The 25,139-nt window shown below is 70.0% G+C and carries 22 protein-coding genes; 10 read left to right on the forward strand and 12 right to left on the reverse strand.

Going from position 1 to position 25,139, the window contains the following annotated elements; translation table 11 throughout:
- Window positions 1-228: 228 nt before the first annotated feature.
- Window positions 229-3,324, reverse strand: coding sequence for an ATP-binding protein (locus ACFSVL_RS43365; protein ID WP_378313487.1), 3,096 nt, complete (start codon window positions 3,322-3,324; stop codon window positions 229-231).
- 252 nt (window positions 3,325-3,576) lie between these two features.
- Here ACFSVL_RS43365 and ACFSVL_RS43370 point away from each other — a divergent pair, with 252 nt between their 5' ends.
- On the forward strand, window positions 3,577-4,881 hold the full coding sequence (locus tag ACFSVL_RS43370) for a cytochrome P450 (protein ID WP_378313489.1): 1,305 nt from the start codon (window positions 3,577-3,579) through the stop codon (window positions 4,879-4,881).
- A gap of 252 nt (window positions 4,882-5,133) precedes the next feature.
- On the opposite strand, the gene ACFSVL_RS43375 is transcribed toward ACFSVL_RS43370, so the two are convergent.
- Together ACFSVL_RS43375 and ACFSVL_RS43380 are read right to left on the reverse strand one after the other, a co-directional pair.
- Window positions 5,134-5,760: an alpha-ketoglutarate-dependent dioxygenase AlkB gene (locus ACFSVL_RS43375; protein WP_378313490.1), complete on the reverse strand. Its 627-nt coding sequence runs from the start codon at window positions 5,758-5,760 to the stop codon at window positions 5,134-5,136.
- 41 nt (window positions 5,761-5,801) lie between these two features.
- Window positions 5,802-6,380: an ArsR/SmtB family transcription factor gene (locus ACFSVL_RS43380; protein WP_378313491.1), complete on the reverse strand. Its 579-nt coding sequence runs from the start codon at window positions 6,378-6,380 to the stop codon at window positions 5,802-5,804.
- 137 nt (window positions 6,381-6,517) lie between these two features.
- Between ACFSVL_RS43380 and ACFSVL_RS43385 the strand changes: the two genes are divergently transcribed.
- The gene (locus ACFSVL_RS43385; protein WP_378313493.1) at window positions 6,518-7,123 is read left to right on the forward strand and encodes a hypothetical protein; all 606 of its coding nucleotides are present in this window, start codon (window positions 6,518-6,520) and stop codon (window positions 7,121-7,123) included.
- Window positions 7,124-7,219: 96 nt separating this feature from the next.
- On the forward strand, window positions 7,220-7,993 hold the full coding sequence (locus tag ACFSVL_RS43390) for a class I SAM-dependent methyltransferase (protein WP_378313495.1): 774 nt from the start codon (window positions 7,220-7,222) through the stop codon (window positions 7,991-7,993).
- On the opposite strand, the gene ACFSVL_RS43395 is transcribed toward ACFSVL_RS43390, so the two are convergent.
- Window positions 7,986-8,915 (reverse strand): RluA family pseudouridine synthase, encoded by a 930-nt coding sequence (locus ACFSVL_RS43395; protein WP_378313497.1) that lies wholly within the window; start codon window positions 8,913-8,915, stop codon window positions 7,986-7,988. The two genes, ACFSVL_RS43390 and ACFSVL_RS43395, sit on opposite strands and share 8 nt — an antisense overlap.
- A 12-nt stretch (window positions 8,916-8,927) precedes the next feature.
- Complete coding sequence (locus ACFSVL_RS43400; protein WP_378313499.1) at window positions 8,928-9,323, reverse strand: DUF5313 domain-containing protein; 396 nt, start codon at window positions 9,321-9,323, stop codon at window positions 8,928-8,930.
- A gap of 104 nt (window positions 9,324-9,427) precedes the next feature.
- Between ACFSVL_RS43400 and ACFSVL_RS43405 the strand changes: the two genes are divergently transcribed.
- Complete coding sequence (locus tag ACFSVL_RS43405) at window positions 9,428-9,871, forward strand: MarR family winged helix-turn-helix transcriptional regulator (RefSeq protein WP_378313501.1); 444 nt, start codon at window positions 9,428-9,430, stop codon at window positions 9,869-9,871.
- A gap of 64 nt (window positions 9,872-9,935) precedes the next feature.
- The gene (locus ACFSVL_RS43410) at window positions 9,936-10,820 is read left to right on the forward strand and encodes a TIGR03854 family LLM class F420-dependent oxidoreductase (RefSeq protein WP_378313503.1); all 885 of its coding nucleotides are present in this window, start codon (window positions 9,936-9,938) and stop codon (window positions 10,818-10,820) included.
- A 6-nt stretch (window positions 10,821-10,826) separates the two neighbouring features.
- On the opposite strand, the gene ACFSVL_RS43415 is transcribed toward ACFSVL_RS43410, so the two are convergent.
- Window positions 10,827-12,353 carry an MDR family MFS transporter gene (locus ACFSVL_RS43415; RefSeq protein ID WP_378313505.1) on the reverse strand — a complete coding sequence of 509 codons (1,527 nt, stop codon included), beginning with the start codon at window positions 12,351-12,353 and terminating at the stop codon, window positions 10,827-10,829.
- Between the two features lie 87 nt (window positions 12,354-12,440).
- On the opposite strand from ACFSVL_RS43415, the gene ACFSVL_RS43420 reads away from it, so the two are divergent.
- The 4 genes from ACFSVL_RS43420 to ACFSVL_RS43435 all read left to right on the forward strand — a co-directional run bounded on the left by ACFSVL_RS43420 (window position 12,441) and on the right by ACFSVL_RS43435 (window position 16,370).
- Window positions 12,441-13,577, forward strand: a complete 1,137-nt coding sequence (locus ACFSVL_RS43420) for a DUF1015 family protein (RefSeq protein WP_378313507.1) — start codon at window positions 12,441-12,443, stop codon at window positions 13,575-13,577.
- A 51-nt stretch (window positions 13,578-13,628) separates the two neighbouring features.
- Window positions 13,629-14,705 (forward strand): ATP-dependent DNA ligase, encoded by a 1,077-nt coding sequence (locus ACFSVL_RS43425; protein WP_378313509.1) that lies wholly within the window; start codon window positions 13,629-13,631, stop codon window positions 14,703-14,705.
- On the forward strand, window positions 14,702-15,703 hold the full coding sequence (ligD, locus tag ACFSVL_RS43430) for a non-homologous end-joining DNA ligase (RefSeq protein ID WP_378313511.1): 1,002 nt from the start codon (window positions 14,702-14,704) through the stop codon (window positions 15,701-15,703). The genes ACFSVL_RS43425 and ligD overlap by 4 nt, the downstream gene beginning before the upstream one ends.
- A gap of 490 nt (window positions 15,704-16,193) precedes the next feature.
- On the forward strand, window positions 16,194-16,370 hold the full coding sequence (locus ACFSVL_RS43435) for a hypothetical protein (protein WP_378313513.1): 177 nt from the start codon (window positions 16,194-16,196) through the stop codon (window positions 16,368-16,370).
- An 813-nt stretch (window positions 16,371-17,183) separates the two neighbouring features.
- On the opposite strand, the gene ACFSVL_RS43445 is transcribed toward ACFSVL_RS43435, so the two are convergent.
- Together ACFSVL_RS43445 and ACFSVL_RS43450 are read right to left on the reverse strand one after the other, a co-directional pair.
- Complete coding sequence (locus ACFSVL_RS43445; protein ID WP_378313516.1) at window positions 17,184-18,221, reverse strand: CobW family GTP-binding protein; 1,038 nt, start codon at window positions 18,219-18,221, stop codon at window positions 17,184-17,186.
- A gap of 43 nt (window positions 18,222-18,264) precedes the next feature.
- A complete protein-coding gene (locus ACFSVL_RS43450; protein WP_378313517.1) occupies window positions 18,265-19,290 on the reverse strand; it encodes an aminotransferase class I/II-fold pyridoxal phosphate-dependent enzyme in 1,026 nt (341 codons plus the stop codon).
- Window positions 19,291-19,344: 54 nt separating this feature from the next.
- Between ACFSVL_RS43450 and ACFSVL_RS43455 the strand changes: the two genes are divergently transcribed.
- On the forward strand, window positions 19,345-20,322 hold the full coding sequence (locus tag ACFSVL_RS43455) for a hypothetical protein (protein ID WP_378313519.1): 978 nt from the start codon (window positions 19,345-19,347) through the stop codon (window positions 20,320-20,322).
- Here ACFSVL_RS43455 and ACFSVL_RS43460 read toward each other — a convergent pair.
- Genes ACFSVL_RS43460 through ACFSVL_RS43475 form a run of 4 tightly spaced genes read right to left on the reverse strand, consistent with a single transcriptional unit; the run spans window position 20,310 to window position 25,028 of the window.
- The gene (locus ACFSVL_RS43460) at window positions 20,310-21,350 is read right to left on the reverse strand and encodes a TauD/TfdA family dioxygenase (protein WP_378313521.1); all 1,041 of its coding nucleotides are present in this window, start codon (window positions 21,348-21,350) and stop codon (window positions 20,310-20,312) included. The genes ACFSVL_RS43455 and ACFSVL_RS43460 overlap by 13 nt on opposite strands.
- Window positions 21,347-23,410 carry an FAD/NAD(P)-binding protein gene (locus ACFSVL_RS43465; protein WP_378313523.1) on the reverse strand — a complete coding sequence of 688 codons (2,064 nt, stop codon included), beginning with the start codon at window positions 23,408-23,410 and terminating at the stop codon, window positions 21,347-21,349. Before ACFSVL_RS43465 ends, ACFSVL_RS43460 begins: the two co-directional genes overlap by 4 nt.
- Window positions 23,407-24,831, reverse strand: coding sequence for an amidase (locus ACFSVL_RS43470; RefSeq protein WP_378313525.1), 1,425 nt, complete (start codon window positions 24,829-24,831; stop codon window positions 23,407-23,409). Before ACFSVL_RS43470 ends, ACFSVL_RS43465 begins: the two co-directional genes overlap by 4 nt.
- Window positions 24,828-25,028 (reverse strand): hypothetical protein, encoded by a 201-nt coding sequence (locus ACFSVL_RS43475; RefSeq protein ID WP_378313526.1) that lies wholly within the window; start codon window positions 25,026-25,028, stop codon window positions 24,828-24,830. The genes ACFSVL_RS43470 and ACFSVL_RS43475 overlap by 4 nt, the downstream gene beginning before the upstream one ends.
- Between the last annotated feature and the right edge of the window lie 111 nt (window positions 25,029-25,139).

Below are 25,139 nucleotides of genomic sequence, written 5' to 3' on the forward strand. Positions count from 1 at the left end.
TTCGCTTGCGTGGCTTGGTCCTGTTTGGTCGCCTCTCGTCGGTGCGTCGGTGCGTCGGTGCGTCGGTGCGTCGGTGCGTCGGTGCGTCGGTGCGTCGGTGCGTCGGTGCGTCGGTGCGTCGGTGCGTCGGTGCGTCGGTGCGGTGGTGCGGTGGTGCGGTGGTGCGGTGGTGCGGTGGTGCGGTGGTGCGGTGGTGCGGTGGTGCGGTGGTGCGGTGGTGCGGGTGGGCTATAGCCGCCAGGTGACGGGGGTTTCCGGCTGGTAGCTGCAGGACGAGCCGGTGGTCACGGTGGTGCGGAGGTGGTCGGCCAGTTCCGGGTGGAGGCCGGCCAGTTTGCGGAGGGTGTCGCGGATTCGGGCGGTCACGGCTTTGCGGGCGCGTTCCGTTTCGTCGCCGAGGCGGCGGGTTCGGCCGGACAGGCCGGTCGAGGTGCGGAGTTCGTCGAGCAGGGCGGCGCGTTCGGTGTCCAGCTTGGCGGCTTTGGCGTCGTCGCCGCGGAGGGCGGCGGCGTCGATGGCTTCGTCGAGTTGGTCGAGGCGGCGGCGGTAGGCGGCTTTCGCGGTGTCGTCCAATACCGGGTCGCCGCTGTAGGTCCGGGTGGCTTCTGCTTCCGCGCCGCCGTCGGGGGAGAGCAGTTGTGCGGCGGGGATTTCGGTTCCTGGTCTGCTCAGCAGGAAGTTCAAGTCTCGCAGGCCTTTCGCGTCCGGCATGCGTACTTCCCGGTTGGCGAAGCGCAGCGTCCACACTGCGTCAGTTCGGCGGAACTCGTTGGCTGGGGGCGGTTGTGGCGCCGCGGCGGGGCGCGGGCGGGCGGTGAGGTGGTGCATGCCCAGGTCGGTTGCTTCGGTCTTGACGGCCTCGGACAAGGTCGCCGCGCGGTCGGTGTCGCCTAGTGTCAGCAGGGTGGTTGCCAGGTGGCTGCGGGCTTCGATGGCCCAGGGACGGGCGCGCAGGCGGTCTGCGGAGCGGGCGGCGGAGGCGAAACAGGCGGCGGCTGCTTCGTGATCGCCTAGGGTTTTGTGCAGCAGGCCGGTCCAGAGGTCTACTGGGCCGCTCAATTCGCAGCCGTAGAGGGAAACCAGCCATTCTCCGGCGTGCGGGGCGAATTCGCGCAGCAGGCGTTCTGCGGCTGGGCGGTCTTCCAGCACCGCGGCGGCTTGGGCTTGGCAGCGCAGCCACAGCGGGGTGAAGACGCGGGCGTAGGGCGCGTCGGCGGCTGCTTCGGACAGTTCGTGCCGGGTGGTGGCTGCGTCGCCGGCGAGTGCGGCGGTCAGGGCGCGCAGCAGGGCGGGGTGGGGGAAGCCGGTCTCGGCCATGCGTGACGGGAGGTCGGCGGCTTCGGCGAAGCGGCCTTGGACTAGCAGGGCGCTCCATCGCAATTGGTCGGGCATGTAGCCGTAATCGTTGCTGCCGAACAGTTCCGGAGCGGAGAGTGCTTCTTCGAGCGCTGCGTCGGCCTCGGCGAACCGGCCGCGGAAGGTGCAGAGGATGCTGCGGTCGATCGCCTCGGCCAGCCGTGCGGCGGGTACACCTTCGTCGGCGATCGCCTGGAACACCTGGAATTGGTCCAGGTAGCGCGGATCTCCCTGTTCCAGCATCGCGACCCACTTGAGCGAGGCGGCGAAGAACTCGTTTTCCCGGTCGTCGGTGCGCCGCGCGATCGCGGTGAGTTCATCGGTGAGCCGCTCGCGTTCGGCTCCGCTGCCCAGGCCCCAGATCGCGTCGTGCCGTGCCCACAAGGTGAACGCCAGTGCGTCGTCGTCCTCGTCGTCGCGGGCGAGGATCGCGGCGCGGGCGGTGAGTTCCAGCCGGATGCGGTCGAGCGAGAGCGGGGCGGCCGCGTCGCCGCCGCACAGTTTTTCGTGTGCCTCGCGGAGAAGCCGCTCGGTGAACTCGCGCCGTGCGCCGCCGGGGGCGAGTTTCGACAGGGTGAGCGCGGCGCGGGCGAGGAGGTTCTCGGTGTCCAGTCGCCGAGCCACTTCGACGGCTTCCTCGCAGAGGAGCCAGGCTTCGTCTTTGTCCTCGAACCGCCACAGCGCGGTGCCCAACTCCAGCGCGACGACCGCCTGGCCGCGTTCGTCCGCGGCTCGTTCGCGGGCTCGGCGCAGGTGTGCGATGGATTCCTCGAACGCCATCCGCGCGCCCGCGTCTTTGGCAGCGGCGAGCAGCAGGCGGACGACGTGCCGCGGTTCCAGGTCGGAACCGGCGAGGTAGGCGTGCCGGGCGCGTTCGGCGACGCCGACCAGGGCCGGGGTGTGTTCGCCGGCGCGTACTACGGCCGCGTGCCGGCGTTGTGCTTCGGCGGGGGTCAGCTCGGCGTATCTCGACTCCCGGACCAAATCGTGCGCGAAGGCGAAGCGTCCTTCGCCGAGCGCGAGGACCAGCCGGGCCGCGACGGCGCGGGTGAGCAGGTGGTCGACCTGTGCGGCGGGGGCGCCGACCGTGGCCGCGAGCAACTGGAGCGAGAACTCGCGGCCGAGCACCGCGGCGTTGGTGAGCAGATCGGTGACGGGGCGGGGGAGGAGGGACAGCCGCCGCTGGAGTGCGTCGGCGACCCCCGGCGCGACCGCGGACACCGTGCTCCCGCTGTGCCACAGCCGCGCGGTCTGCTCCACGAAGAACGGGTTGCCGCCGGTGCGCCGGTACACGTCGGCGGCCAGTTCCGCACCGGGATCGGCACCCGCGGTGCGGTTCATCAGCTCGGCGACGCCGGTCTCGTCTAAGCCGGTGAGCGTGATCGTGGTCGCTTTCGCGACGAGCGGCAGCATCAGCTCGTGCAGGGGATGGCTGGGCGCGTCCACTTCGACGTCGCGGTACGTGCCGATGAGCAGCAGCCGCTCGAACCACGTGTGCCGGGCCGCGAACTCGAGCAGCCGCAGCGACGCCGGGTCGGCCCAGTGCAGGTCGTCGAGGATCACGACCACCGGCCGCTCCTGTGCCACCGTGACCAGCGCTCTGGTGACCGAGTCGGGCAGCTGGAACCCGTCGTCGGCGGGCGCCTCGGGGCTTTCGCCGAGCAGCGCGGACAGCGCGGGCGAGCTGGCGGCCGCCCATGCGTGCGGCGCGGCTTCCCGGCGCAGCGAGCGCATGACCTGGACCCACGGCCAGTAGCCCGGTGCGGCCCCGGACTCCCAGCAGGTGCCGCCGAGGACGAGTGCGCCCGCCTCGCGCGCGTCGTCCGCCAGTGCGCTGACCAGCGTGGTCTTGCCGATGCCCGCTTCTCCGGTGACCAGGGTGAGGCCGCCGTGGCTGGCCGTGGCGCGCGAAAGCTGCGCACGCAAGGTCGAGGCGGGGTGGGCCCGCCCGATCAGCGCCGCAGTCATGTCCGGTTCCTCCCTTTCGCTGCGAGCCTCTCACGAGGACTCGCTTGCCGTCCTGTACTTTCACCGGCTGCGACCGGCTGGTCACGCAGGTCGCTGCCGATGCGGGTCATTCTGTCCAAGGGGTCTGACAATTTTCGGCAGCGGTCACCTGGCCGGGTGACGGGAGTCCACTGTGGACCGGCGCTGGTCACAGGGTGACGGGCGTCTCCGCCCGGGACCGGCGCGAGGGGCGGTTGCGGTACTGTCGCCGGCATGGGGAGTCTCCGTTCGCGCGTCCTCGCTTGGGCCGGCCGCCGGTACATCGCCCGCCAGCAGAAGCGCGGTTTCGATCTCGAGAAGATGGCGCTGCTGCCGGATTCGGCGCTGGAGCCGTTGCGCCGCCAGGGCCTCGACCCGGTGCCGGACCTCGGCCGCCTGCGCGGCGAGGCGCCGATCAGCAAGCTGGACCTGCCGTTCGGCATGAACGCCTGGCTCGTGACCGGGTACGAGGAGGCCAAGGCCGTCCTCGGGAAGGGCGCGGAGTTCAGCAACGACTTCACGAACCTCGTCGGCAACGCGGGCGTCACCGAGGACCAGAACCCGGGCGGCCTCGGGTTCGCCGACCCGCCGGTGCACACGCGGCTGCGGAAGCTGCTGACGCCGGAGTTCACGATGCGCAGGCTCTCCCGGCTCACGCCGCGGATCGACGAGATCGTGGCGGGCCAGCTGGACGCGATGGCCGCCGCCGACGGCCCGGTGGACCTGTGGGAGCAGTTCGCGCTGCCGATCCCGTCGCTCACGATCTGCGAACTGCTCGGCGTGTCCTATGAGGACCGGGCGGACTTCCAGCGGCTGAGCACGGCGCGGTTCGACCTGTTCAGCGGCGCGGGCGCGTCGCTCGGCGCGATCTCGGAGTCGCTGGGCTACCTGCTGGAGATCGTGCGCAAACAGCGCGAGCAGCCCGGCGACGGCCTGCTCGGCATGCTGATCAAGGAGCACGGCGACGAGATCGACGACCGCGAACTCGCCGGCCTCGCCGACGGCATCCTGACCGGCGGCCTGGAGACCACGGCGAGCATGCTGGCGCTGGGCGCGCTGGTGGTGCTGCGCGACGAGGCCGCGTTCGACGCGGTCCGGGGCGACGACGACTCGGTGCACCGCTTCGTCGAGGAGCTGCTGCGCTACCTGACGGTGGTGCAGATGGCGTTCCCGCGGTTCGCCAAGCAGGACCTGGACGTCGCCGGCGTGCACATCAGCGAGGGCGACATCGTGCTGGTGTCGCTGTCGGTCGCGGACCGCGACCCGGTGCTCGGCCAGGGCGACATGGACCGCTTCGACCCGACCCGGGAGCCGTCCTCGCACCTGGCGTTCGGCTACGGGATCCACCGGTGCATCGGCGCGGAACTGGGCCGGATGGAGCTGCGCGCGGCGTATCCGGCGCTGGTCCGGCGGTTCCCGAACCTGCGGCTGGCGGTGCAGCCGGAGGAGCTGGCGTTCCGGAAGGTGTCGATCGTGTACGGCCTCGATTCGCTGCCGGTGCTGGTGGATGGACTGAGGCCGGGTTTCCCGGCTCGGTGATCAACGGGGCGGGTGCGCGGTCTTGTACGCGGAGCGTGCCGCGGGTTTCGGGTGTGGCCGCAGGGAGGATCCGGGCGCGGTTGAAGGGCGGCGCGCGGACGTCGTGGCGCGACGCTGACGGTGGGCTGGCGGTGCGAGCCGACGATCTTGTACGCGAAGCCGTGCTGCCGTGAGACGGCGGGCGCGCTGACCTTGCGCAGCGGCGATGCCGTCGGGCGAGGGCCGCGCTGACCTGGAACCCCCGCCGAACCCCTATCGCACCCCTCTCGGCCGGAACTGCACGCTGATCCGCGGCCCGACCGCCCGGGCCGTTTTCGGGATCGCGTGCTCCCACGTCCGCTGGCAGGACCCGCCCATCACGATCAGGTCCCCGTGTCCCAGCGGGTACCGCACGGACTCCCCGCCGCCCCTCGGCCGCAGCGCCAGATGCCGGGCCGCTCCGACGGACAGGATCGCCACCATGGTGTCTTCCGTCCGGCCGCGGCCGAGGTCGTCGCCGTGCCAGGCGACGCTGTCCTGGCCGTCCCGGTAGTAACAGAGCCCGGCCGTGCGGAACGGTTCGCCCAGCTCTGCCGCGTAGTACGCCGACAGCGCCTCCCTGGCCTCGGTCAGCACCGGATGCGGCAGCGGCGCGTGCTCCCGGTAGAAGCACAGCAGCCGCGGCACGGCGACCACGCGGTCGTACATCTGCCTGCGTTCGGCATACCACGGGACCTCGGCCGCCAGGTGCTCGTACAGCTCGTCCGAGCCGTCGAGCCATCCCGGCAGGACGTCGATCCACGCGCCTTGCCCCAGTTCGGTGCGCTGCACGCCGGACAGCGAGCCCAGCGTGGCCGGCCCGCTGGCACCGAACAGCGAGCCCTGAAGTGCCTGACCCATGCCTCCACGCTACACGACGTTCGAACACCTGTTCGGATGAACTACTCGGCGGGCTTGGGGTGCGCGGTGATCACGAGCCGGTGATAACGGGCGTCGGCGGCGGATTCGTTGTGGTAGCGGGACACGAGGTCGGCGACGAGGGTGGTCAGCTCGTCGGTGAACGCGGAACGGTCGCGGGCCGAGGCGAAGGCGATTTCCGTGTCCACGGTCAGCGTCGAGAGCGGTTTGCCCGCGCGAGCCGCGCGCCGGGCGAGACCCGCGACCTCGCGCAGGGTGCGGCCCGCGACGGCCAGGAGGTAGCCCACCGACAGGCGGTCCGGTTTGACCCGGGCGCTGCCCGCCGCGCCGAGTGCGGCGGGGGAGACGAGGTAGCCGCCGGCGGTGGCGGAGAAGAGGCGTTCGGTGAGGCCGCCCCACTGCCGGGTTCCGGCGGGTTCCACCAGGCCGTGCGCTTCGAGCGCGCGCAGGTGGTAATTGACCTTTTGCCTGGTCAGGCCCACTTTGGCGGCCAGCGCCGCGGCGGACGCCGGTTCGGTCAGCGCCGCCAGCAGGCGGGCGCGCACCGGGTCCAGCGCGGCCGCCGCGACGGCGGGGTCCTCGATCACTTCGACGTCCTGCATCCCCTGAGCCAAGCAGTGACAAACAAAGTCGTCAAGGGATCGGCCCTTGTCCGCGACTGGGCCGGGACCTACAGTGATCACCCAGTGGTCTGGACCTGTACCGCTACCGCCGCCCTGAGTTCGACGGAGGTTGGCACGTGCGCACGAGAACCCGGATCGGCGGAGCACTGGCGGCGGCGGTGTGCGGAGTGGCGATTCTCGCCCCGGCCGCGGACGCGCAGGTCGGCGGCGGCACCTGGAAGCCCTGGTCGCCGGGGTACAAGGAGCAGCAGAAGGGCTGCGGCCAGGTCAGCGGGCTCACCTTCAAGCTGACCTGCTCCGACGGCAGCGGCGAGCAGCGGGCCGAGCGCCGGTACGACACCTACACCGGCGGGACGCACCAGTTCGAGGGCTCCTTCAAGATCACCAGCATGGGCGGTTCGCGGATCAGCCTCAAGCAGACGTTCCGCGACGGTTCTAACGCCGGGCCGTATTTCCTGCTGGCGGTCGAGAAGGGCGGCCGGCTTTACAGCGTGGAGAACGGGCAGACGGTGGCGACCGGGGCGACGGTCGGGACTTCGGTGCGGGTCAACACGGTCAACCAGGTCGGCAGTTCGCACAAGGTTTACGTCAACGGTTCGCTGAAGCAGACAGAAAACAGCCCGTCCGGCAGTTATTACGACAAGTTCGGTTCGTATCGGACGGCGAGCGGGGCCGGGCCGATCACCGTGCAGTGGAGCGGGATCAAATTCTGGACCAGGTGATCGCTTGCCCGCCGGACGGGTGCCTGCCGCCGCCTGGCATCCGTTCGGCGGGAATTTCCGTTGCCGTGGCTGGGGAATTCGGTCACCGTGGCGGTCATGACTTTGGTCGAGCATTACGACACCGGCACGGACGAGAACACCCGGCTGACCCGATCGCCGCACGGCAGGCTGGAATTCCGGCGCACTCAAGAATTGGTGCGCAGAACGATATCGGGGGCCGGGCGAAGAGTGCTCGACGTTGGCGGGGCGACTGGAGTGCACGCCCGATGGCTGGCTGCGGATGGACATTCGGTGCACGTCGTCGATCCGGTGGCCAGTCAGGTCGCGGAGGCGGCCGGGATCGACGGCGTCACGGCGGAGGTCGGCGATGCCCGAGCCTTGACCTGGCCGGACAGCAGCGCGGATGTCGTGCTGCTGATGGGGCCGCTCTACCACCTGACCGAATCCGCCGACCGGGCGCGGGCGCTGGCTGAAGCCCGGCGCGTGCTTCGGCCTGGCGGAGTGCTGTTCGCCGCCGCGATCAGTCGCTATCTCTCGGCGATGGAGACCGGAACCAACGGCCAGCTCGCCGAACGACTGAGTCCCGCAGTCGAAGCCGTCATCGCGACTGGCCGCTACGACGGCCACGCCGGCTTCGTTCCCGCGCATTTCCACACTGCGGACGAGCTTCGCGGCGAGCTGGAAACCGCTGGCCTGTCCGGGATTTCCGTCTACGGCGTGGAAGGACCCGCCTGGCCCGCGCTGGACGTCGCCGGGATCGAGGAATTCGACGCACGCGTGGACGCGGCCGTTCGCTGCGCCCGCATGGTCGAGCAGGATCCCCTTTTGATCAACGCGAGCGCGCACTTCCTCGCGGTAGCTGTCAACTAGCCCAGTCGTCGAGAGAATCCCAGGCCGTGAGCGTCCGGCGGCTGGTGAACCGGCGGTGTTCGCCGGTCAGCGGGTCGTCGAACTCCAGCACTTTCGCCAGCAGCTGCAACGGTTTCGTGAAGTCGTCGAGCGGTTTCTCGTGCAGTTCCGGGTAGAAATCGTCGCCGAGGATGGGGATTCCCAGCGAACTCAGGTGCACTCGCAGCTGGTGCGTGCGCCCGGTGGCGGGGAGAAGGCGGTACCGGCCCAGCCCGTCCCGATGTTCCAGAAGCTCCACTGTGGACTCTGAGTTCGGCGGTCCGGGGAGCTCCTGCGCGGCCAGCACGCCGCGTTCCTTCACGATCCTGCTGCGCACGATCCGGGGCAGCTCCAGGTCCGGATCATACGGTGCGATCGCTTCGTATTCCTTGTGTACCAACCGATCGCGGAACATCGTCTGGTACGCCCCGCGTGCGGACGGCGTGATCACGAACATCACCAGACCGGCCGTGACGCGGTCTAGGCGGTGGGCGGGGGACAGCGCGGGCAGATCGAGGGATCGGCGGAGGCGGACCAGGGCGGTTTCCAGGACGTGCCGTCCGCGCGGGATTGTGGCCAGGAAGTGGGGTTTGTCGACTACCAGTAGGTGTTCGTCGCGGTGCAGGACGGTGACGTCGAACGGCACCGGGACCTCGTCCGGCAGGTCGCGGTGGAACCAGATGAACGAGCCGGGGACGTACGCCGCGTCGATCCCCAGTGGACCGTTTTCGCCGTGGATGCGCTGCTCGTGCAGCATTTCCTCGATCCGCGCGGGGGCGACCCGGGGCAGGCGTTCGACCAGGTGCTCCAGCAGGGTCGTCCACGGGCCCTCGTCCGGCAGCCGCAGCCGGGCGGGGTCGAGGCCGTGCCGGGGCGGGATCGGGGCCGGGCGCTTGCGTCTCATCGGCTCCCGAGTCTAGTCGGCGGGGTCGCGCCGGTACGCCGCGATGTAGCGGGCGGTCGCTTCGGCGTTGGCCTCGGCGGCCTTCTCTCGCCGGATCCGCTTGCCGGTACCGGGTGGGAAACCGTTGCGGGACAACCGGTGGTCGATGCTTTCCTCCATGTAGGCGCACGAGTAGAAGTACGACACCAGCGCGGCCATCAGCACGATCGCCAGCCGCAGCCCGAGCGGGGCCGGCAGCAGCAGCCAGACCAGGCACAGCGGCGCGATGCCGACCGACGCGCGCAGGACGTGCCGCGCCTTCCAGTGCTTGGACGTCGCGTCGTGCAGGAGCCAGTCGCGGTAGCGCTCGGGGAGCCGTCCGCTGACGGCGTACCAGAACCAGCGGAGTACGCCGGGCCGTTCGGTCATCGTGCCTCCTCGTGTCCGTCCGCCACAGTACCCTAATGATTAGTACACTAACTATTAGTGTGGTGCAGCCCGCGCTAGAGTGGGCCCGAGCACGAGGAGGACGAGTGGCCGAGATCGACCTTGGCGAGGACCCGCTGAAGCTCGACCGGCAGGTGTGTTTCGCGCTGTCGGTCGCCTCGCGCAGCGTGATCGCGATTTACCGGCCGCTGCTGGAGCCGCACGGGCTGACCCATCCGCAGTACCTCGTGATGCTGGCGCTGTGGGAACAGTCGCCGCGGTCGGTCAAGGACCTCAGCGTGGCGTTGCGGCACGAGCCCGCGACGCTGTCGCCGCTGCTCAAACGGCTGGAGGCGGTCGGGTACGTGACCCGCGGCCGCAGCCGGGCCGACGAGCGTCAGCTGACCGTCGAACTCACCGAGAAGGGGCGGGAGTTGCGCGCGGAGGCGGAGAAGATCCCGTATCGCGTGGTCGAACGGCTCGGCATGGAGGTTTCCGAGCTGGAGGCGCTGCACGCCGCACTCGGCCGGGTCATCGAAGCGACCGCCTAGCGGGAAGAACTCGCGCCGGGATCCGGTTCTGTCGAGGGGAACGTGCCGACTGAGCGGAGCGAGTGTGGACAAGATCCGGGTGGGGGTGGCTCCGGGACTCGGGACCGGGCCGGCGGAATTCACCGGTTTGGCCGAGCTGACGGAAGCGGCGGGCGTCGACTCGCTGTGGCTGTCGGAAGTGGTCTATTCGCCGGATGTCGACCCGGTGATCGGCATGACCCACGCGCTCGCCCGGACCGAGCGGCTCAAGCTGGGCACCGGGGTGGCGATTCTGCCCGGGCGGAATCCGGTGCTGGTCGCGAAACAGCTGGTCACGCTCGCCGGACTGGCGCCGAAACGCGTGCTCCCGGTGTTCGGCCTGCTGCCCGCGCAGCCGGCGGAGCGCGGCTTGTTCCCGGTGCCGGAAGGCCGTCGCGCGGCGGTGTTCGACGAGTCGCTCGCGTTGCTGCGGCTGTTGCTGGAGCAGGACGACGTGTCCTTCGACGGCGAGTTTTTCCAGGTCGACGGCGTGACGATCGGGCCGCGTCCGGCGAAGCGGCTCGACGTCTGGGTCGGCGGGGCGGCACCGGCGGCGTTGCGTCGCGCGGGCCGGTTGTCGGACGGGTGGCTCGGCAGTTTCCATACGCCGGAGCAGTCCCGGGCGGCTCGGCTGGCGATCCAGGAGGCGGCTGCCGATGCCGGTCGGGAGATCGAATCGGATCACTTCGGGTTGAGCATGGTCCTTGCGCTGCACGGGATCCCGGACCGGCTGCAGGCGGTGGCGCAGCGGCGTAATCCGGGCCGTTCGGCCGCCGAACTCGTGCCCACCAGCCGGGCCGAGGCGCGCCGGATGATCGAGCAGCACATCGAGGCCGGACTCACGAAATTCGTGGTCCGGCCTGGATACTCCGGCGACTACCGGAAGTTCCTCGACGAGTTCGTCCGGGAAATCGTGCCGCTGCAGAACTAATCAGAACTAGAAGGTCAGCTGTTCGGTCTTGCGCGGCATGAGCAGCAGCGCGACGACCATCAGCACCGACACGACGACGATCGCGAGGAACACGTGGTGCGTGGCCCCGGCGAGCGATTCGCGGACGTACCCCGTTGCCGGTGAGTTGTCGTGTGCGCCGCTGAGGATCCGGCTGGTGGCGTCGACGCTGGCCGGGAGGTGCCCGGCGACCTCCGCGGGCGGGTTCGCGAACCGGCTGGCGAGGGTGGCGTTGGCGATCGCGCCGAAGATCGCGGTGCCGACCGCGCTGCCCAGCGAGCGGCTGAACATGTTGGTCGCGGTCACCACGCCGCGCCGCTCCCAGCCGACGGTCGACTGCACGGCCACCACCGTCGGGCTCGACGAAAGCCCGAGCCCGATCCCCACCACGAACACCGCTGCCGCGGCCATCCAGACCACCGAGTCCAGTCCGAGGAACGTCGCCAGGACCGCCCCGACGAGCAGGAATCCGCTGCCGATCAACGCGGTGTCGCGAAATCCGATCCGCAGGTAGATCCTTCCGGACAGGGACGCCGCGATCGGCCAGCCGATGGTGAGCGCGGCCAGCGCGAAGCCCGCGGTGAGCGCGTCCGTGCCGAGCACGCCTTCCGCGTACGTGGGCAGGAACGAGCTGAAGCCCAGCAGCACCGCGCCGGTGACGAGCGCGACCAGGTTGCCGCCGATCAGGGTGCGGCGGGTGAACACCCACAGCGGCAGCACGGGTTCCGCCGCGCGCCGTTCCACCAGGACGAACGTGACCAGCATCAGGACGGCGACGGCGAAGATCGCCAGGCTCGGCGCGGACGTCCAGCTCCACGCGACCCCGCCTTCCAGCAGGGCCAGGATCAGCAGCGCGCAGCCGAGCGTCAGCAGGGTCGCGCCGGCGTAGTCGACCTTGTGCCGCGTGCGTTTCACCTGCTCGGTGAACTTGCGGTAGAGCATCCACGCGGCGAGCGCGCCGAGCGGCAGGTTGACGAAGAAGATCCACCGCCAGCTGAGGTATTCGGCGAACACGCCGCCGAGCGTCGGCCCGATCACCGAGGCGACCGCCCACACGCCGGCGAGGTAGCCCTGCACCCGGGCGCGTTCCTCGACCGTGTACAGGTCGCCGACCATCGTCATGCTGATCGGCTGCACCGCGCCCGCGCCGATGCCCTGCACCGCGCGCGCCGCGATCAGCACCGGCATGCTCCACGCGATCCCGCACAGCACCGAGCCGACCAGGAACGCGGCGATCCCGAAGAACATCACCGGGCGGCGGCCGAGGACGTCGGCGAACTTGCCGTACAGCGGAACGGTGACCGCCTGGGTGAGCAGGTAGATCGAGAACAGCCACGGGAACTGCGAAAACCCGCCGAGATCGTGGACCACCGAGGGGACCGCGGTGGCGATGATGGTGCTGTCGAGGGCCACGAGGCCGGTGCTCAGCATGACTGCGGCGAGGACGGGGCCCCGCTCGGAACGAAGGCCTACGGCGGCGCGTTTCGCCGCGGGCGGACTGCTCGTGCTACCCATGCTGGGAATAAACTCGTTCGCCTCGGTAAGCATTCCCCAGCCGATCGATCGGTGCCCGGGTGTTCGCCTGGCCGTCATGATGGAGGGATGGACAGGTGGGTGCGGCCGATCGACCGCGGCTGGGTCGTGCGGGGCGCGGTGCCGGGACCGGACGTCGACGAGTTCGCCGAACCGGAGGCGGTGACCAGGGCGTTGGCGGCGGCCGACGGCGACACTCTGCTGGCGGCGCAGCATCCGGCGCGCACCCCGGCGGCGCTGGCGGCCGGGCTGGACGTCGAGGCCGCGCTGCCCGAGGCGAGGGCGACGCTCGAACGGCTGCTGGCCGGGCATTACCGGCCGGAAACCGGCTTCGTCGCGGCTTACCGGATCGGCGAAACCATCGCGGGCGTGCTGTGCCTGGTCGACGTCCGTGAGCTGACGTCGGCCGGGGCGCACGTGAAGCACACCGAGGAGGTCTACCCGGAGGTCGTCGCGGAGCGCGCGGCCGTGCTGGACGGTCTCGGCTGCGCGACGAGCGCCGCGCTGCTCGTGCCGGTCGGCGACGGCGCGGACCTGACGGCGGCGGTCAAGGAGGCGGCGAGTTCGGCTGATCCCGATGTGTCCACTGTGGACCGCGCGGGGCTGCCGCACGAGCTGTGGGTGGTGGGGCCCGGCGAGATGCGGGAGCGGCTGCTGGAGGCCGCGTCCGCGAGCGATCTGCTGGTGGCGGACGGGAATCACCGGGTCGCGGCCGCGGCGGGGAGCGGGCAGCTGCTGGCGTTGGTCACGGCGGGGTCGCAGCTGGAGATCCGGGCGATCAACCGGGTGCTCCTCGGGACCGGTCTTGCCGCGGACCGGCTGTTCGCGTCGTGGCGGGAGGCCGGGCTGGAGGTCGCCTGGTCGGACGACCGGATCCCGCCTTCGTGCCCGGGCACCGCGGTGGTGCTGGCCGGATCGCGGGCGCTGCGGGTGCGGTTGCCGGGCTCGGACCCGCTGGTGATCGACCACGAGGTGGTGGAACAGGTGCTCCTCGGCTCGGCGCTCGGGCTCGACCCGGACGGCCCGCACGTGCGCCCGCTGCTGCCGGGCAGCCCGGTCCCGCCGGACGCGGACGCGGTGGTGCAGCTGGCCCCGGTGCCGTTCGAGACGGTGCAGGCCGTGCACGCGGCGGGGCGGCGGATGCCGCGGAAGGCCACGTACTTCACGCCTAAGCCGCGGGGCGGGCTGGTGCTGGCGCGCTGGTAAACGCTGGTAAAAAGGTGCAGGTCAGCGTCTGTTCCGCTTAGGATCGCGCGGGTGGAGCTACCTCTGATGCCGCCGGTGCGGCCGATGCTCGCCAAAGCCGTGCACGAGGTGCCGCGCGACGGCGGGTTCTGGTACGAGCCCAAGTGGGACGGCTTCCGCTGCGTGGTGTTCCGCGACGGCGACGAGGTCGAACTCGGCTCGCGCAACGACCGGCCGCTCACCCGGTACTTCCCGGAGCTGGTCGAGCTGCTGCGGGAGGCGTTGCCGGGCAAATGCGTCGTCGACGGCGAGATCGTGCTGGTCACGCCGCGCGGGCTGGACTTCGGGGCGTTGCAGCTGCGGCTGCACCCGGCGGCCAGCCGCGTCCGGAAGCTGGCCGAGGAGACGCCGGCCAGCTTCGTCGCGTTCGACCTGCTCGCGCTGGGGGAGCGGGACCTGACCGGCGAACCGTTCGCGGAGCGGCGGCGGGCGCTGGAGGGGATTTTCGCGCCCGCGAGCGGGCTGCAGCGGGTGCACCTGACCCCGATCACGACGGATCCGGACCTCGCGCAGGACTGGTTCACCCGGTTCGAGGGCGCGGGCTTCGACGGGGTCATGGCGAAACCTGCGGATCTGCCGTATGAGCAGGACAAACGCGTGATGCTGAAGGTGAAGCACGAGCGCACCGCGGACTGCGTCGTCGCCGGGTTCCGGTGGCACAAGGACGGCAGAGGCGTCGGCTCGCTGCTGCTCGGCTTGTACGACGATGCCGGGGCGTTGCACCACGTCGGCGTCGCGAGCAGCTTCACCGCGGTGCGGCGGCGGGAGCTGGTCGAGGAGCTGGCCCCGTGGCGGGAGAACGCGCTCGACGGGCACCCCTGGCGCACCTGGGCGGAATGGCAGGCCGAGGAGGTCCGGCGGCCCGGCGCGAACAGCCGGTGGGCACCGGACAAGGACCTGTCGTGGGAACCGCTGCGCCCGGAACAGGTCGCCGAGGTCCGCTATGAACACTTGCAAGGCGGCCGCTTCCGGCACGGCGGGCGGCTGGTGCGCTTCCGCCCCGACCGGACCCCGGAATCGTGCACTTACGCACAACTGGACGAGGCCCCGCCCGCCGAACTGGCGGATCTGTTCGGGGAGGCCCGATGAGCGGCTTCACACTGGAACTCGACGGCGTGGAATTGACCATCTCCAGCCCCGACAAGGTCTATTTCCCGGAACGAGGCGAGACGAAACTCGATCTCGTGCGCTATTACCAGGCCGTTTCCGGCCCTTTGCTGGACCGTCTCGGCGGACGGCCATTGCTGCTGGAACGCTATCCGGACGGCGCGGGCGGGAAATCGTGGTTCCAGAAACGGACGCCCAAGAACGCCCCTTCCTGGCTGACCACCGCCGTCGTTTCCACCCCGAACGGCACCACCAGCGACGCGCTGGTGGCCGCTGACCTGGCGCACGTCCTGTGGGCGGTGAACCAGGGCTGCCTGGGCTTCCACGTGTGGCCGAACCGCGCGTCCGCGCTGGAGATCGCGGACGAACTGCGCATCGACCTCGACCCGTCGCCCGGGATCGGCTTCCCGCAACTGCGCGAGGCGGCGGTCTTGGTGCGGGAGTTCCTTACGGAGCTGGGAATCGAGGTCTATGTGAAGACCTCGGGTTCGCGGGGCTTGCATCTTTATTCGATGCTCGAACCGCGGTGGGACGGGTACGAGGTGCGGGCTGCCGCGGTGGCTTTGGCGCGGGCGTTGGAACGGCGGCATCCGGATCTGATTACCGCGCAGTGGTGGAAGGAAGAGCGCGGTTCGCGGGTTTTCGTGGACTTCAATCAGAATGCGCCGCATAAGACCGTGTTTGGGGCTTGGTGTGTGCGACCTCGGGTCGGCGGGCAGGTTTCTACGCCGATTTCCTGGGATGAGCTGGCGACGGTGGAGCCGGATGCATTGACGCTGTCGACGGTTCCCGCGCTGCTCGCTTCGCGGGGTGACCCGTGGGCGGGGGCGAATGATCGGCCGCAGTCGATCGAGGCGCTGCTGGAGATGTCTCGGGCGGATATGGCTGGTGGGTTGATGGATGCTCCTTGGCCGCCGGTGTATCCGAAGATGCCGAACGAGCCGCCTCGGGTCGCGCCTAGCCGGGCGAAGAAGGAGTGATTTCGGTGTATCGTGGTGGTACGGCGAGGTGATCGCCGCGCTAAGGGGAGTGGGCCTTAGCTTGCCCAATGGAAACATTGGTCGGGCTGACGTGTCCTTGTCTGCCGGGCCAGGCAGGCAGGGAGCGCGCCATGGCGATGGGGCTTACCGAGTATGCGGCGATAGTCGCGGTCACCGGCACTGTTGTTGGGGGCATTGTTCGCCCGTTGTGCAAGTGGCTCACGGTGCGGACGCTTGCGGCGAAGGCTCGTCCGGAGGACCTTCCGAAGATCGCTGAAGCCCTGCACCCGCCGATGCAGTTGCGGCCAGTGCGCTCGGTTGGGGGGAAGGCGGCTTCGAGCCGTGCCGCCGAGGAGTCCGCCGCAAGCCCGCCCGAAGGTCCGTGAGGGGAACCCTCACGGACTCTGATTCCCATGCCCAGGGACTTAGGGCGGCGTTGTGGGGGCGGCTGAGGCGTGTTCGCCCAGGTCCGGGCTGCTGGCGGACCGGGTTGGCTTGCGTTGGGGCCGACCCCGACCCCGACGCCGACGCCGACGCCGACCCCGACGCCGACGCCGACGCCGACGCGGGCGCCGACGCCGACGCGGGCGCCGACGCCGACGCGGGCGCGGGCGCGGGTGCGGGTGCTGGGCGTGTCGTCCGTGAGGGGAACCCTGAGGGAATCTGATTCCCTCAGGGTTCCCCTCACGGACCTGAAGAACCGGTCAGGCGACCGTAAAGCGGGCAATTCGGCGGGTATGGAGTCCTTTGTGGATGGTCCAGCAGGCGTGGGCCGCGCAGCCCAAGTCCCTGACATGGGACGGGTTCCCTCAAGGGGCCCTTCACGGACGTAGATTCCCTCAAGGAGTCCTTCACGGACCAACCCCCGCCGCGAGCGACGCACCCAATGTGGCGTTGGGTGCGTGACATGCACCCAACGCCACATTGGGGCGCAAGCCCCACCCCCCCAACCGGCAGCGAATCCACCCACCCCAGTCAGGGCAGCCACACCCCCCCCGCACCCCGATACGAAGCCAAAAACACGGTCTGTGGGTGCTTGTCAAGGCATCTTTCCCGCCTTGACAAGCACCCACAGACCGTAGTCACACTCAGGCTGAGGGGTGCCCAACGCAACCCAGGCCCGAAACAAAACCGCAGCGGCTCACCCCAACGGCAAGTCAAACGCCAGCTGCTCCTCGGCCCCAACCTCGACCGGCACCCCGGACAACGTAGCCGCACACCCCGCACAAGGCGTGACATCCCCAGTCCCCGGCGCAGTCAAATCCACCGGCGTCCAAGTCCGGGAATCCCGCTCCCCGCAGGCAGACCGCCGATATCGAAGATCATCCGCACGGGTCATCAGATGCGCGACAGGGTCATCCTCGGGCAACGCCCCCACGAGGTACCACCGGGCCGTAACAGTCATGGAACTCGTCCTCCAAAGAGGCTGGATTCGAGCTACCACGACATACTGCGACTAACCCCCCGCCAACCGGCGCGTTTACGTTTCCTCGGCGTGGCGCGCGCCCTCATCAGGCTCATTCAAATACCGCAGAAACCGCAAAAGTCCGCGCTCGTCAGGCACCTCATCCTCGGCAACACAAGCCGCCAGCTGCCGCTCAAGATCGCCGGCATCGATCCCGGCCCCAATCAGCACCAGCTCAGTCCGGCGCGGCCCCGGTCCCCAAGCTGACCGCTCGACCTGCACAAACGCCCCGACGGTATGCAACCCGAACCGAGACCGCGACTCCGGCGAAGCCAGGTCGACGTGTCCCTTGACCCGGTAAAGCCCAGCCGGCCGGCTCTCCAGAAAAGCCAGCAACCGCCGCGGCGAAAGCGGCCGGGAAGAAGTGAACGTGACGCTCTCGAACTGATCATGAAGATGCTCGGAATGATCATGCTCGCGCAGATCGTCGAAAGACAACTGCCCGTAACTCTCCCGAGGCCGGGGATCGAAAAACAGCCCTGGATCGACCCGGCCGTGGTCGGTCGCCAGCACCGGGATCCCGGGCGCGTGCTCCTCGACCACCCCGCGGACCTTGGCCAGGGCATCCCCGTCGACCCGGTCAGCTTTGTTGAGGACCACCAGGTCGGCGACCCGAAGATGCTCAGTCAGTTCCGGATGCCGGACCCGGGCGGCCTCGAACTCCACGGCGTCGACGACCTCGACCAGCCCGCCGTACCGGATGTCGGGGTTTTCGCTGGCGATCATCAGCCGCAGCAGGTCGCGCGGTTCGGCGATTCCGCTGGCCTCCACCACGATCACGTCGATCCCGGCCTCGGGCCGCGACAGCTTGCCCAGCATCGCGTCGAGCCCGCTGGCGTCGACCGCGCAGCACAGGCAGCCGTTGCCGAGCGACACCATCGTGTCGACCTGGCCGGCGACGGCGAGCGCGTCGATGTTCACCTGGCCGAAGTCGTTGACCACCACGCCGACCCGGACGCCCTCGCGGTTGGCGAGCAGGTAGTTGAGCATCGTGGTCTTCCCCGCCCCGAGAAACCCCGCGACGAGCACTACCGGAACCTGCTGCCTGGCCACGCCTCAACCCTCCTGTCGTCCGGGTCATCGACGATACCCGGCGTCACCCGGCCCGCAGGCGGCGCTCCAGTTCGGCCATCCGCGACGGGCGCAGCGGGACGCTGAGCCGGAACCGTTCGACCGGGGCGCCGAGCGGGCCGGACCAGAACGGTTGCGGTTTCCCGACAATCCCCAGCGGACGCAACCGTGGCGCCAGGTCTTGCGAGAAGTGCAGATGCGGGAGACCGCTATGGGTTCGGATCGGGGCGGGAAAACCAGCAGCGGCGAGGAGTGCGGCGGCTTCTGTTGTGGCTTCGGCGATCCGGGCGCGCAGTCGCACGGTGATGTCGCCGAGTCCGAGCACCGCGGCACCTAGCCGGAGGGAGAGTGACGAGGCGAGCATTGGGGGGACAAGCGCAGTGATCCGGTTGGTGAGTGCGGGGGAGCAGACGCAGTAGGAAAGCCGTAGCCCGCCTAGCCAGTATCCCTTGGACAGGCCACGGAAAACCGCCAGATTGTCCAGTTGGGACGCGATGGTGGCGGCGCTGTACTCCGGCGGGCGGTAGTTGGCGTAGGACTCGTCGATCACCACGATTCCCCCGTGTGCGGCCGCCGCGACGCATAGCTCGCGGACCGCCTCCAGGCTGTCGAACGAATCGTCCACTGCGGACGGTCGGTCCAGCAGGATCAGCGGGGACCCGGGCAAGCTGGAAGCGAGTGTGCCGCCGGATTGCTGGACGAAGTGCGGGAGATCCGGGTACACATCGCCGAGCACGCATGCGTGGCCGAGTGCGGAGACGGCGTGGAGCAACGAGATCACGCCGGCGCCGCACACGACGCCGCAGTCCCAGCCGGGCTGGCCGAACAGGCGGGCGACCACCGGGCCGAGCCAGGCCGAGCCGTGCGGGTCCTGGACGAGGTAACGGTCCACGGCCGACAGATTTGTCGATTCGTCGGCAAGTTCGGCGGCCAGCAGGGCGGGCAGGTCGGCGTCGAGGAGTTCGCGTTCGTCGAGGGTCCAGGCGAGGTTGAGCGAGCCGGGGTCGTCGTGCAGCGGGAGCGCCTCGTAGGAGGAGTTCGCGAGCGGCATTGCAGCCTCCGTAAAGGGGATTGGCGGAGTGCGCCGATGTGGCAGGATGAACGGATGATCTGGACGCCAGGCAGGGTGGACCGCGTCGACGGCATGCCGACGGCCGCGGAATGGCGGCAGTTGTCGGTCGTGCCGGAGAAACGCGAGGTGTTCGGCTACGACCTGTATTTCCGCGAGGGCTGGGCGGACGTGCTCGCGGTGTTCGGCGACGACGCGGCCGAGGTGCTCGGCGGGCTGGCGATGCTGGTGGTCAAGCCGGACGCGGTGGTGGGGCGCAGGCTCGGGCCGATCGCGGAGTACCTGGCGGACAACGGGTTCGTGCCGGTCGCCACGACGCGGTTCGGCTACAACCGGCATTCGATGCGCGAGGTGTGGCGCTACGACTGGCACATCTACACCGTCGACCGGCTGCAGCTGTGCTCGTTCTGGTACGTCACCAACGACGTGCTGATCTTCCTGGCGCGCGACGTCCGGCCGGAAGCGGGATTGCCGGCGACGGTCCGGCTCGGCGAGCTGAAGGGCGTCGGCGATCCGGCCCAGCGCGGGCCGCATCATCTGCGCACGAAGCTGAACCCGCCCAACCGGATCCTGAATTTCGTGCACGTCGGGGACGAGCCGTCGGACATCGTGCGCGAGCTGGCCATTTTCCTCGACCGCCCGGAGCGCCTGCGGTTCCTGGAGGAGCTGCGGGAGCATCTCGCCGAGGACCGCACGGCGCAGGCGCGGGCCGAGATCGCCGCCATCGAGGCGGATTGCCCGGCGCACGACCTGGACATCGACGCGACGCTCGCGCGGCTGGCTCCGGTGGCGGGCGAGGACGCGGTGGCGCGGTTGCGGGAAGTGGTCGCGGGCGCGGACCGGATCACCTGGGACGACCTGGCCGAACTGGTGCCGTTCGACAAGGTCGACCGCTGGGACGTGATCGTGACGGCTTCGTTCGTGGTGCACAACGAACGGCCGGTGCCGCATGCGTTGCTGCCGGCCGTTTCCGCGGCGGCGTGGACCGCGCAGGCGGTGGGTCACCCGTCGTAGGTGCGGGCGCCGTGCTCGCGGTGCCACACGCGGATGAGGTGCCGTTTGCGCGCCGGGTCCGGGTGGTCGGTGAAGGAGCTGCGGAAATGCGCGCACTCCAGGTTGTTCAGGTACTGCAGCTGCCCGCGTTCGATGGTGAACTCCACCCACAGGCTCGGGTCGGCAATGGTCTGGGCCAATGCGTCGAGGGCCTCGGCGAGCCGGGCGTCCATCGGTTCGTCGACCATGTCGTAGCCGCGCCGGATCAGGCCGGGCACCAGGCGGGCGTGCAGTTTTTCGCCGTCGTAGCGGAACATCCGGGCGCGCATGACCTTCGGCGCGCCCGGCGCGTGCTCGGCTTGCCGGTCGTAGTAGGCGGGTTCGTACAGGCGGCGCAGCAGGTCCGGATGTTCGGCGAGCATCCGGTTGTGCACCGAGTACAGGCTGCAGAACCGGCTGATCCCGCCGGTCGCGGCCGGGCGGATGCAGAGCAGGCCCACGTAGTCGGGCAGCGTCGAGCCGAACGCGTTGTCGGTGTGGAAGGACAGTTCGACGTTCGTCGCCGAGCCGCGGACGCCGTAGCCGAACCGTTTCCCGGTGTCGGTCACGTGATACGTCATCGTGCCGTCCCACTTCGTGGCGACCGGGGCGGCCAGGAACTGGCCCAGCAGCCAGTACACCGCGACGGATTCCTCGTCGGTCCACTCGTCCATCGGCAGCCCGTCCACGACGGCCAGTCCCATGCCGGCGACGAGGTGCTCCTTGACCTTCGCCATGCAGCGGGCGGATTCGGCCAGGGAGAACTGGCCGGGCGTCAGCAGGAGGAGCGGGAGCGGGGCTTCGCGCAGGCGGGACACGACGGCGCGCAGTTCCGCCACCGCGGCCGGGGTGAGCGGGACGACCCATTCGCCGGGGGCGACGCTGTCCCGCGTCCACGCCTTCGGGCCGGTCACCGGGCGATCGAGGAAGACGATCGGCTCGTCCGCCTCGGCCAGGCGCAGCACCGGTTCGTCCTTGGCCAGGCCCCGGTAGGTTTCGGTCTGCGTCACGCCGTTTCCCTTTCGTCGGTCGCCGCCCGCACCGCGTGGCCGGCCCAGCGGGCGATGTTGTCGAGCACGGAACTGCCGGAGTGCGGCCGGGCCGCACTGAGCTGGAAATACGCGACGCCCTCGACCGGGTTGCCCAGCACGGTCAGCCGGTCGTCCACGGTTCCGTCGGCGCGGACCGGATGGAACTCGCGCGTGACGTCCAGCCCACCGGGCTCGAAATCCGGCGGATTGCGCCAGCGGCGGATCAGGCCGCGGCGCAGCAGGTTCGGGTAGAGCGAGCGCAGGTCGTGCTCCGCGTCGAAGGGATGCGCGCGGCCCTCGGCGACCACGGCGACCTCGCGGGTCTCGCCGGTGACCGGGCCGCTGATCCGGAAGCCGCCGGGCACCGGCGCGACGTCGGGCTCCGGGCCGATCCGGACGTCCACGACGCCCGCTTCGACCAGCGCCAGGATCCGCCGCATCGGTTCGAGTCCGGTGCCGTTGGACATCCGGGTGTAGTAGCGCAGGTGCCGTCGCACGAACTCGCGTTGCGACCGGGCGGTGAGGCCGCCGAAGTCGATCGCGGCGGAGAAGACCGACCGCAGGTCCCGCCAGACGCCGTCGCAAGCGGCTTTCACCGGGTTGTCCAGGTTTCCCTGTGCCGCAGCGGCATGGTCTTGTCGCATGTGGACGATCAGGGCGGAACGCCAGTCGTCGCCGGTCATTCCGGGCGCCCGTTCGACCGGCTCGAACCAGCGGCGCCAGACGAACCGGTGGTCGGCGAGGTCGCGGGAATGGCCGTACGCGTTGTCCACGACCCGCCGGAACGCTGCCGCTTGGTCCTCGTCCAGGCCTTCGGCGAGCACGGCGTCGAAGCATCGGGTCACTGGTTCCAGCAGGCGGTCGATCGGGCCGGGTCCGCCGAGCAGGAGGAATTCCTCGTACCGGTCGGCGACGGCGGCACGCAGCCGGTCGCCGAAGCGGTCGCCGAGCAGGGTCCGGTAGTAGACCTCGGCTAACTCCAGTACTACCAACGGAAACAGCTGCGTGGCGAAGTCGAGTTGCCGCACGGGGCCGGTCGGGAGGTTCGCGGGGACGCCGTGTTCGGCACGCAGCCGCTCGATGACCGGGATGGTCAGGAACACCGGGCGGTGTTCGAGCGCGGCGTGGCCGAGGCCGGTGTGGTCGGCGGCTTTGCGGTTTTCCGCGCGGCTGGAGGTGAACATGCCGCTCGGGCTCACCGCGATGATCGGCATCGGTTCGCGTCCGCTCGGCAGGTAGCGCAAGCGGCGCGGGAGCGTGGGGCTGTCTTCCTCGACGAACTGGCCGCCGCGGCCTTCGGTGAGGTGCAGCAGCGCGTCGATGGCGGTCAGGCCGAGGCCGAGCAGACCGAGCGGCTGGCCGGGCGGGACGGCGGTTTCGTCCAGCTGTGTCGCCAGCGGGTACGGGCTCGACAGGTAGCGGGCCTGCGGGTCAGTCGAAGCGTGGTCGGCGAGCAGAGCGGCCCGCGTGCCGGGGGCGGGGGAGTTGCGGGAATGTCCGGTGACCAGGAGGATGTGGTCGGCTGGGACGGGCGTGGTGGTTTTGCCGTGCACCAGATACGGGTGCTCGGTCGACGGCGACACGTCGACGGCCTCGTCGGCGCGCAGATCGACGTGCACGTCCGGAATCGCCCGCAGGATTTCTACGTAGCGGCCGAACATGTCGCGCAGCGCGTGGCCGTGCAGATACCGCCGTGGCACGTCCTGCGGTCCGAGGTCGAACCGGCTGTCTCCGGTGGCGTGGAAGCGGTCCTGGGACCATTCCACGAACGTCGGGCGCAGCTGCCGGGGCAGCAGGGTGCCGGCCTGGTTGGACTCGTCGGAGGCGAAGGCGATCTGGCTGGCCACCCGGTTGAGATAGCTCGTCCACACCTGCTGGTCGTCGTGCGTGGAACCGGCGCCGAACCGGCCGTTCAGCTCGAAAACCGTGATGTGCACCGGAATTCTCGGCGGCGCGGCGGACAGCAAAGCGGCCAGGCGTTCCATCGCGTACGTCCCGCCCGGACCGCCGCCGACGATCACCAGCCGGTGTCCGGTCATGCGGTGCGCTCCAGTGCGCCGAACTCCGGACGGCGGTCGCTGATGCCCGCCGCGGCTTCGAAGGCGGCACCGACGCGCAGCACGGTCTGCTCGTCGAACGGCCGTCCGATCAGCTGGAGGCCCAGCGGCAGCCCGGACGCGCTGAATCCACAAGGGACGGACATCGCCGGGTTGCCGGTGACGTTGAACGGCGCGGTCAGCACCCCGACCGCCAGGCTCGGCGGCGGCCAGTCGCGCGGGAACTCGTCCAGTCGCGCGGCCGGGGCGAATCCGGTGGTGGTGAGCAGGATGTCGTGTGCGGCAAGGGCTCCGGTGTTCAGCTCGACGGTCAGTTCGCGACGCAATCGTTGCGCCTGAACGTAATCTGCCGCGGTGAGCCCGGCGGCCCCGGCGATGCGCTGGTAGGTGTAGCGGCCGTAGTCCTTCGGCCGCGTGCGCAGGGTTTCCTCGTGCACGGCGAAACCTTCGGCCAGCATGATGAGCCGTCCGCACGCCTTGAGCAGCTCGAAATCGGGCAGCTGAACCTCGTGGACGATCGCGCCGAGATCGGCCAGCGCCGAGGCGGCCGCGTCGACGGCGGCGACCACTTCCGGGGAGATGCCCTTGACAGTGGTGAACATTTCCCGGGCGTAGCCGATGCGCAGGCCTTCCACGCCTCGGTCGAGATCCGCGGTGTAGTCCGGCACCGGACGGTCGGCGCTGCTGGGGTCGAGGGGGTCGTGCCCGGCGATGACGTTCAACGCGAGCGCGGTGTCCCGGACGTTCCCGGCGATCGGTCCACAATGGTCCAAAGAGTACGACAGCGGGTACACGCCGCGCCGGGAAACCAAGCCATAAGTGGGTTTCAAGCCGACCGCGCCGCAATGGCAGGCTGGCGAGCGGATCGAACCGCCGGTGTCCGAGCCGAGGGCGAGCCGGAGCAGCCCGGCGCCGACCGCGGCACCGCTGCCGGTGGAGGAGGTTCCGGTGAAATGCTCGGTGTTCCACGGGTTCCGGGCGGCCGGGAAGGGCAGGTCGCTGCTGGTGCCCAGGGCGAATTCGCCGGTGTTGAGCTTGCCGGTGAGCACTCCGCCGCCGGCCGCGAGCCGGGCCTGCACGTCGCTGTCCTCAGTGGGCACGTTGTCGAGCAGCAGCCGCGAGTTGCACGTGGTCGGAATGCCCTCGGTCGCGTAAATGTCTTTGAGAGCATAGGGAATTCCGTGCAGCGGGCCACGGTCGACCCCGGCGGCCAGCTCGGTGTCGGCGCGGGCGGCGTCGGCGAGCGCGCGTTCGGGCGTGACTCGGATGAACGCGTGGACCTCGCGGTCGATGGCGTCGATGCGAGCGAGCGTGTGCTCGGTCAGCTCCGTCGAGGTGAGTTCGCCGATGCGCAGCGCGGTGCCCAGTTCGCTGATCGACAGCTCGTGCAGCGGCCGGGTCACCGGTCTGCTCCGGGGAGCAGGACGTCGAGGCGGAATTGGCCGGCAGGCTCGCTTTCCGCGGCGCGGGGCCGGCGCATCAGGGCCGCCATCGCGGTCAGTTCCCGGAAAGCGGCGAAAGTCCCTTCGCGGAGATCGTCCGGGACTTCCATTCCCGCCCGGTTCATCGCGGCGGCGAAACGATCCTCCGCACGGTCCATCGTGAGCCCTCCCAGGTACGCGGCAGTGGCGGCACGGACCGACGTTACCGCAGAAATTCCTTCCGCCGCCGCGAATTCCGCACCGCCGTTGTCTCGGCTGGCCGGGTGCCG

Origin of the sequence: Amycolatopsis silviterrae (genome assembly GCF_042684085.1) — a bacterium.
In the GTDB taxonomy this organism is placed as follows: Bacteria; Actinomycetota; Actinomycetes; order Mycobacteriales; family Pseudonocardiaceae; genus Amycolatopsis; species Amycolatopsis silviterrae.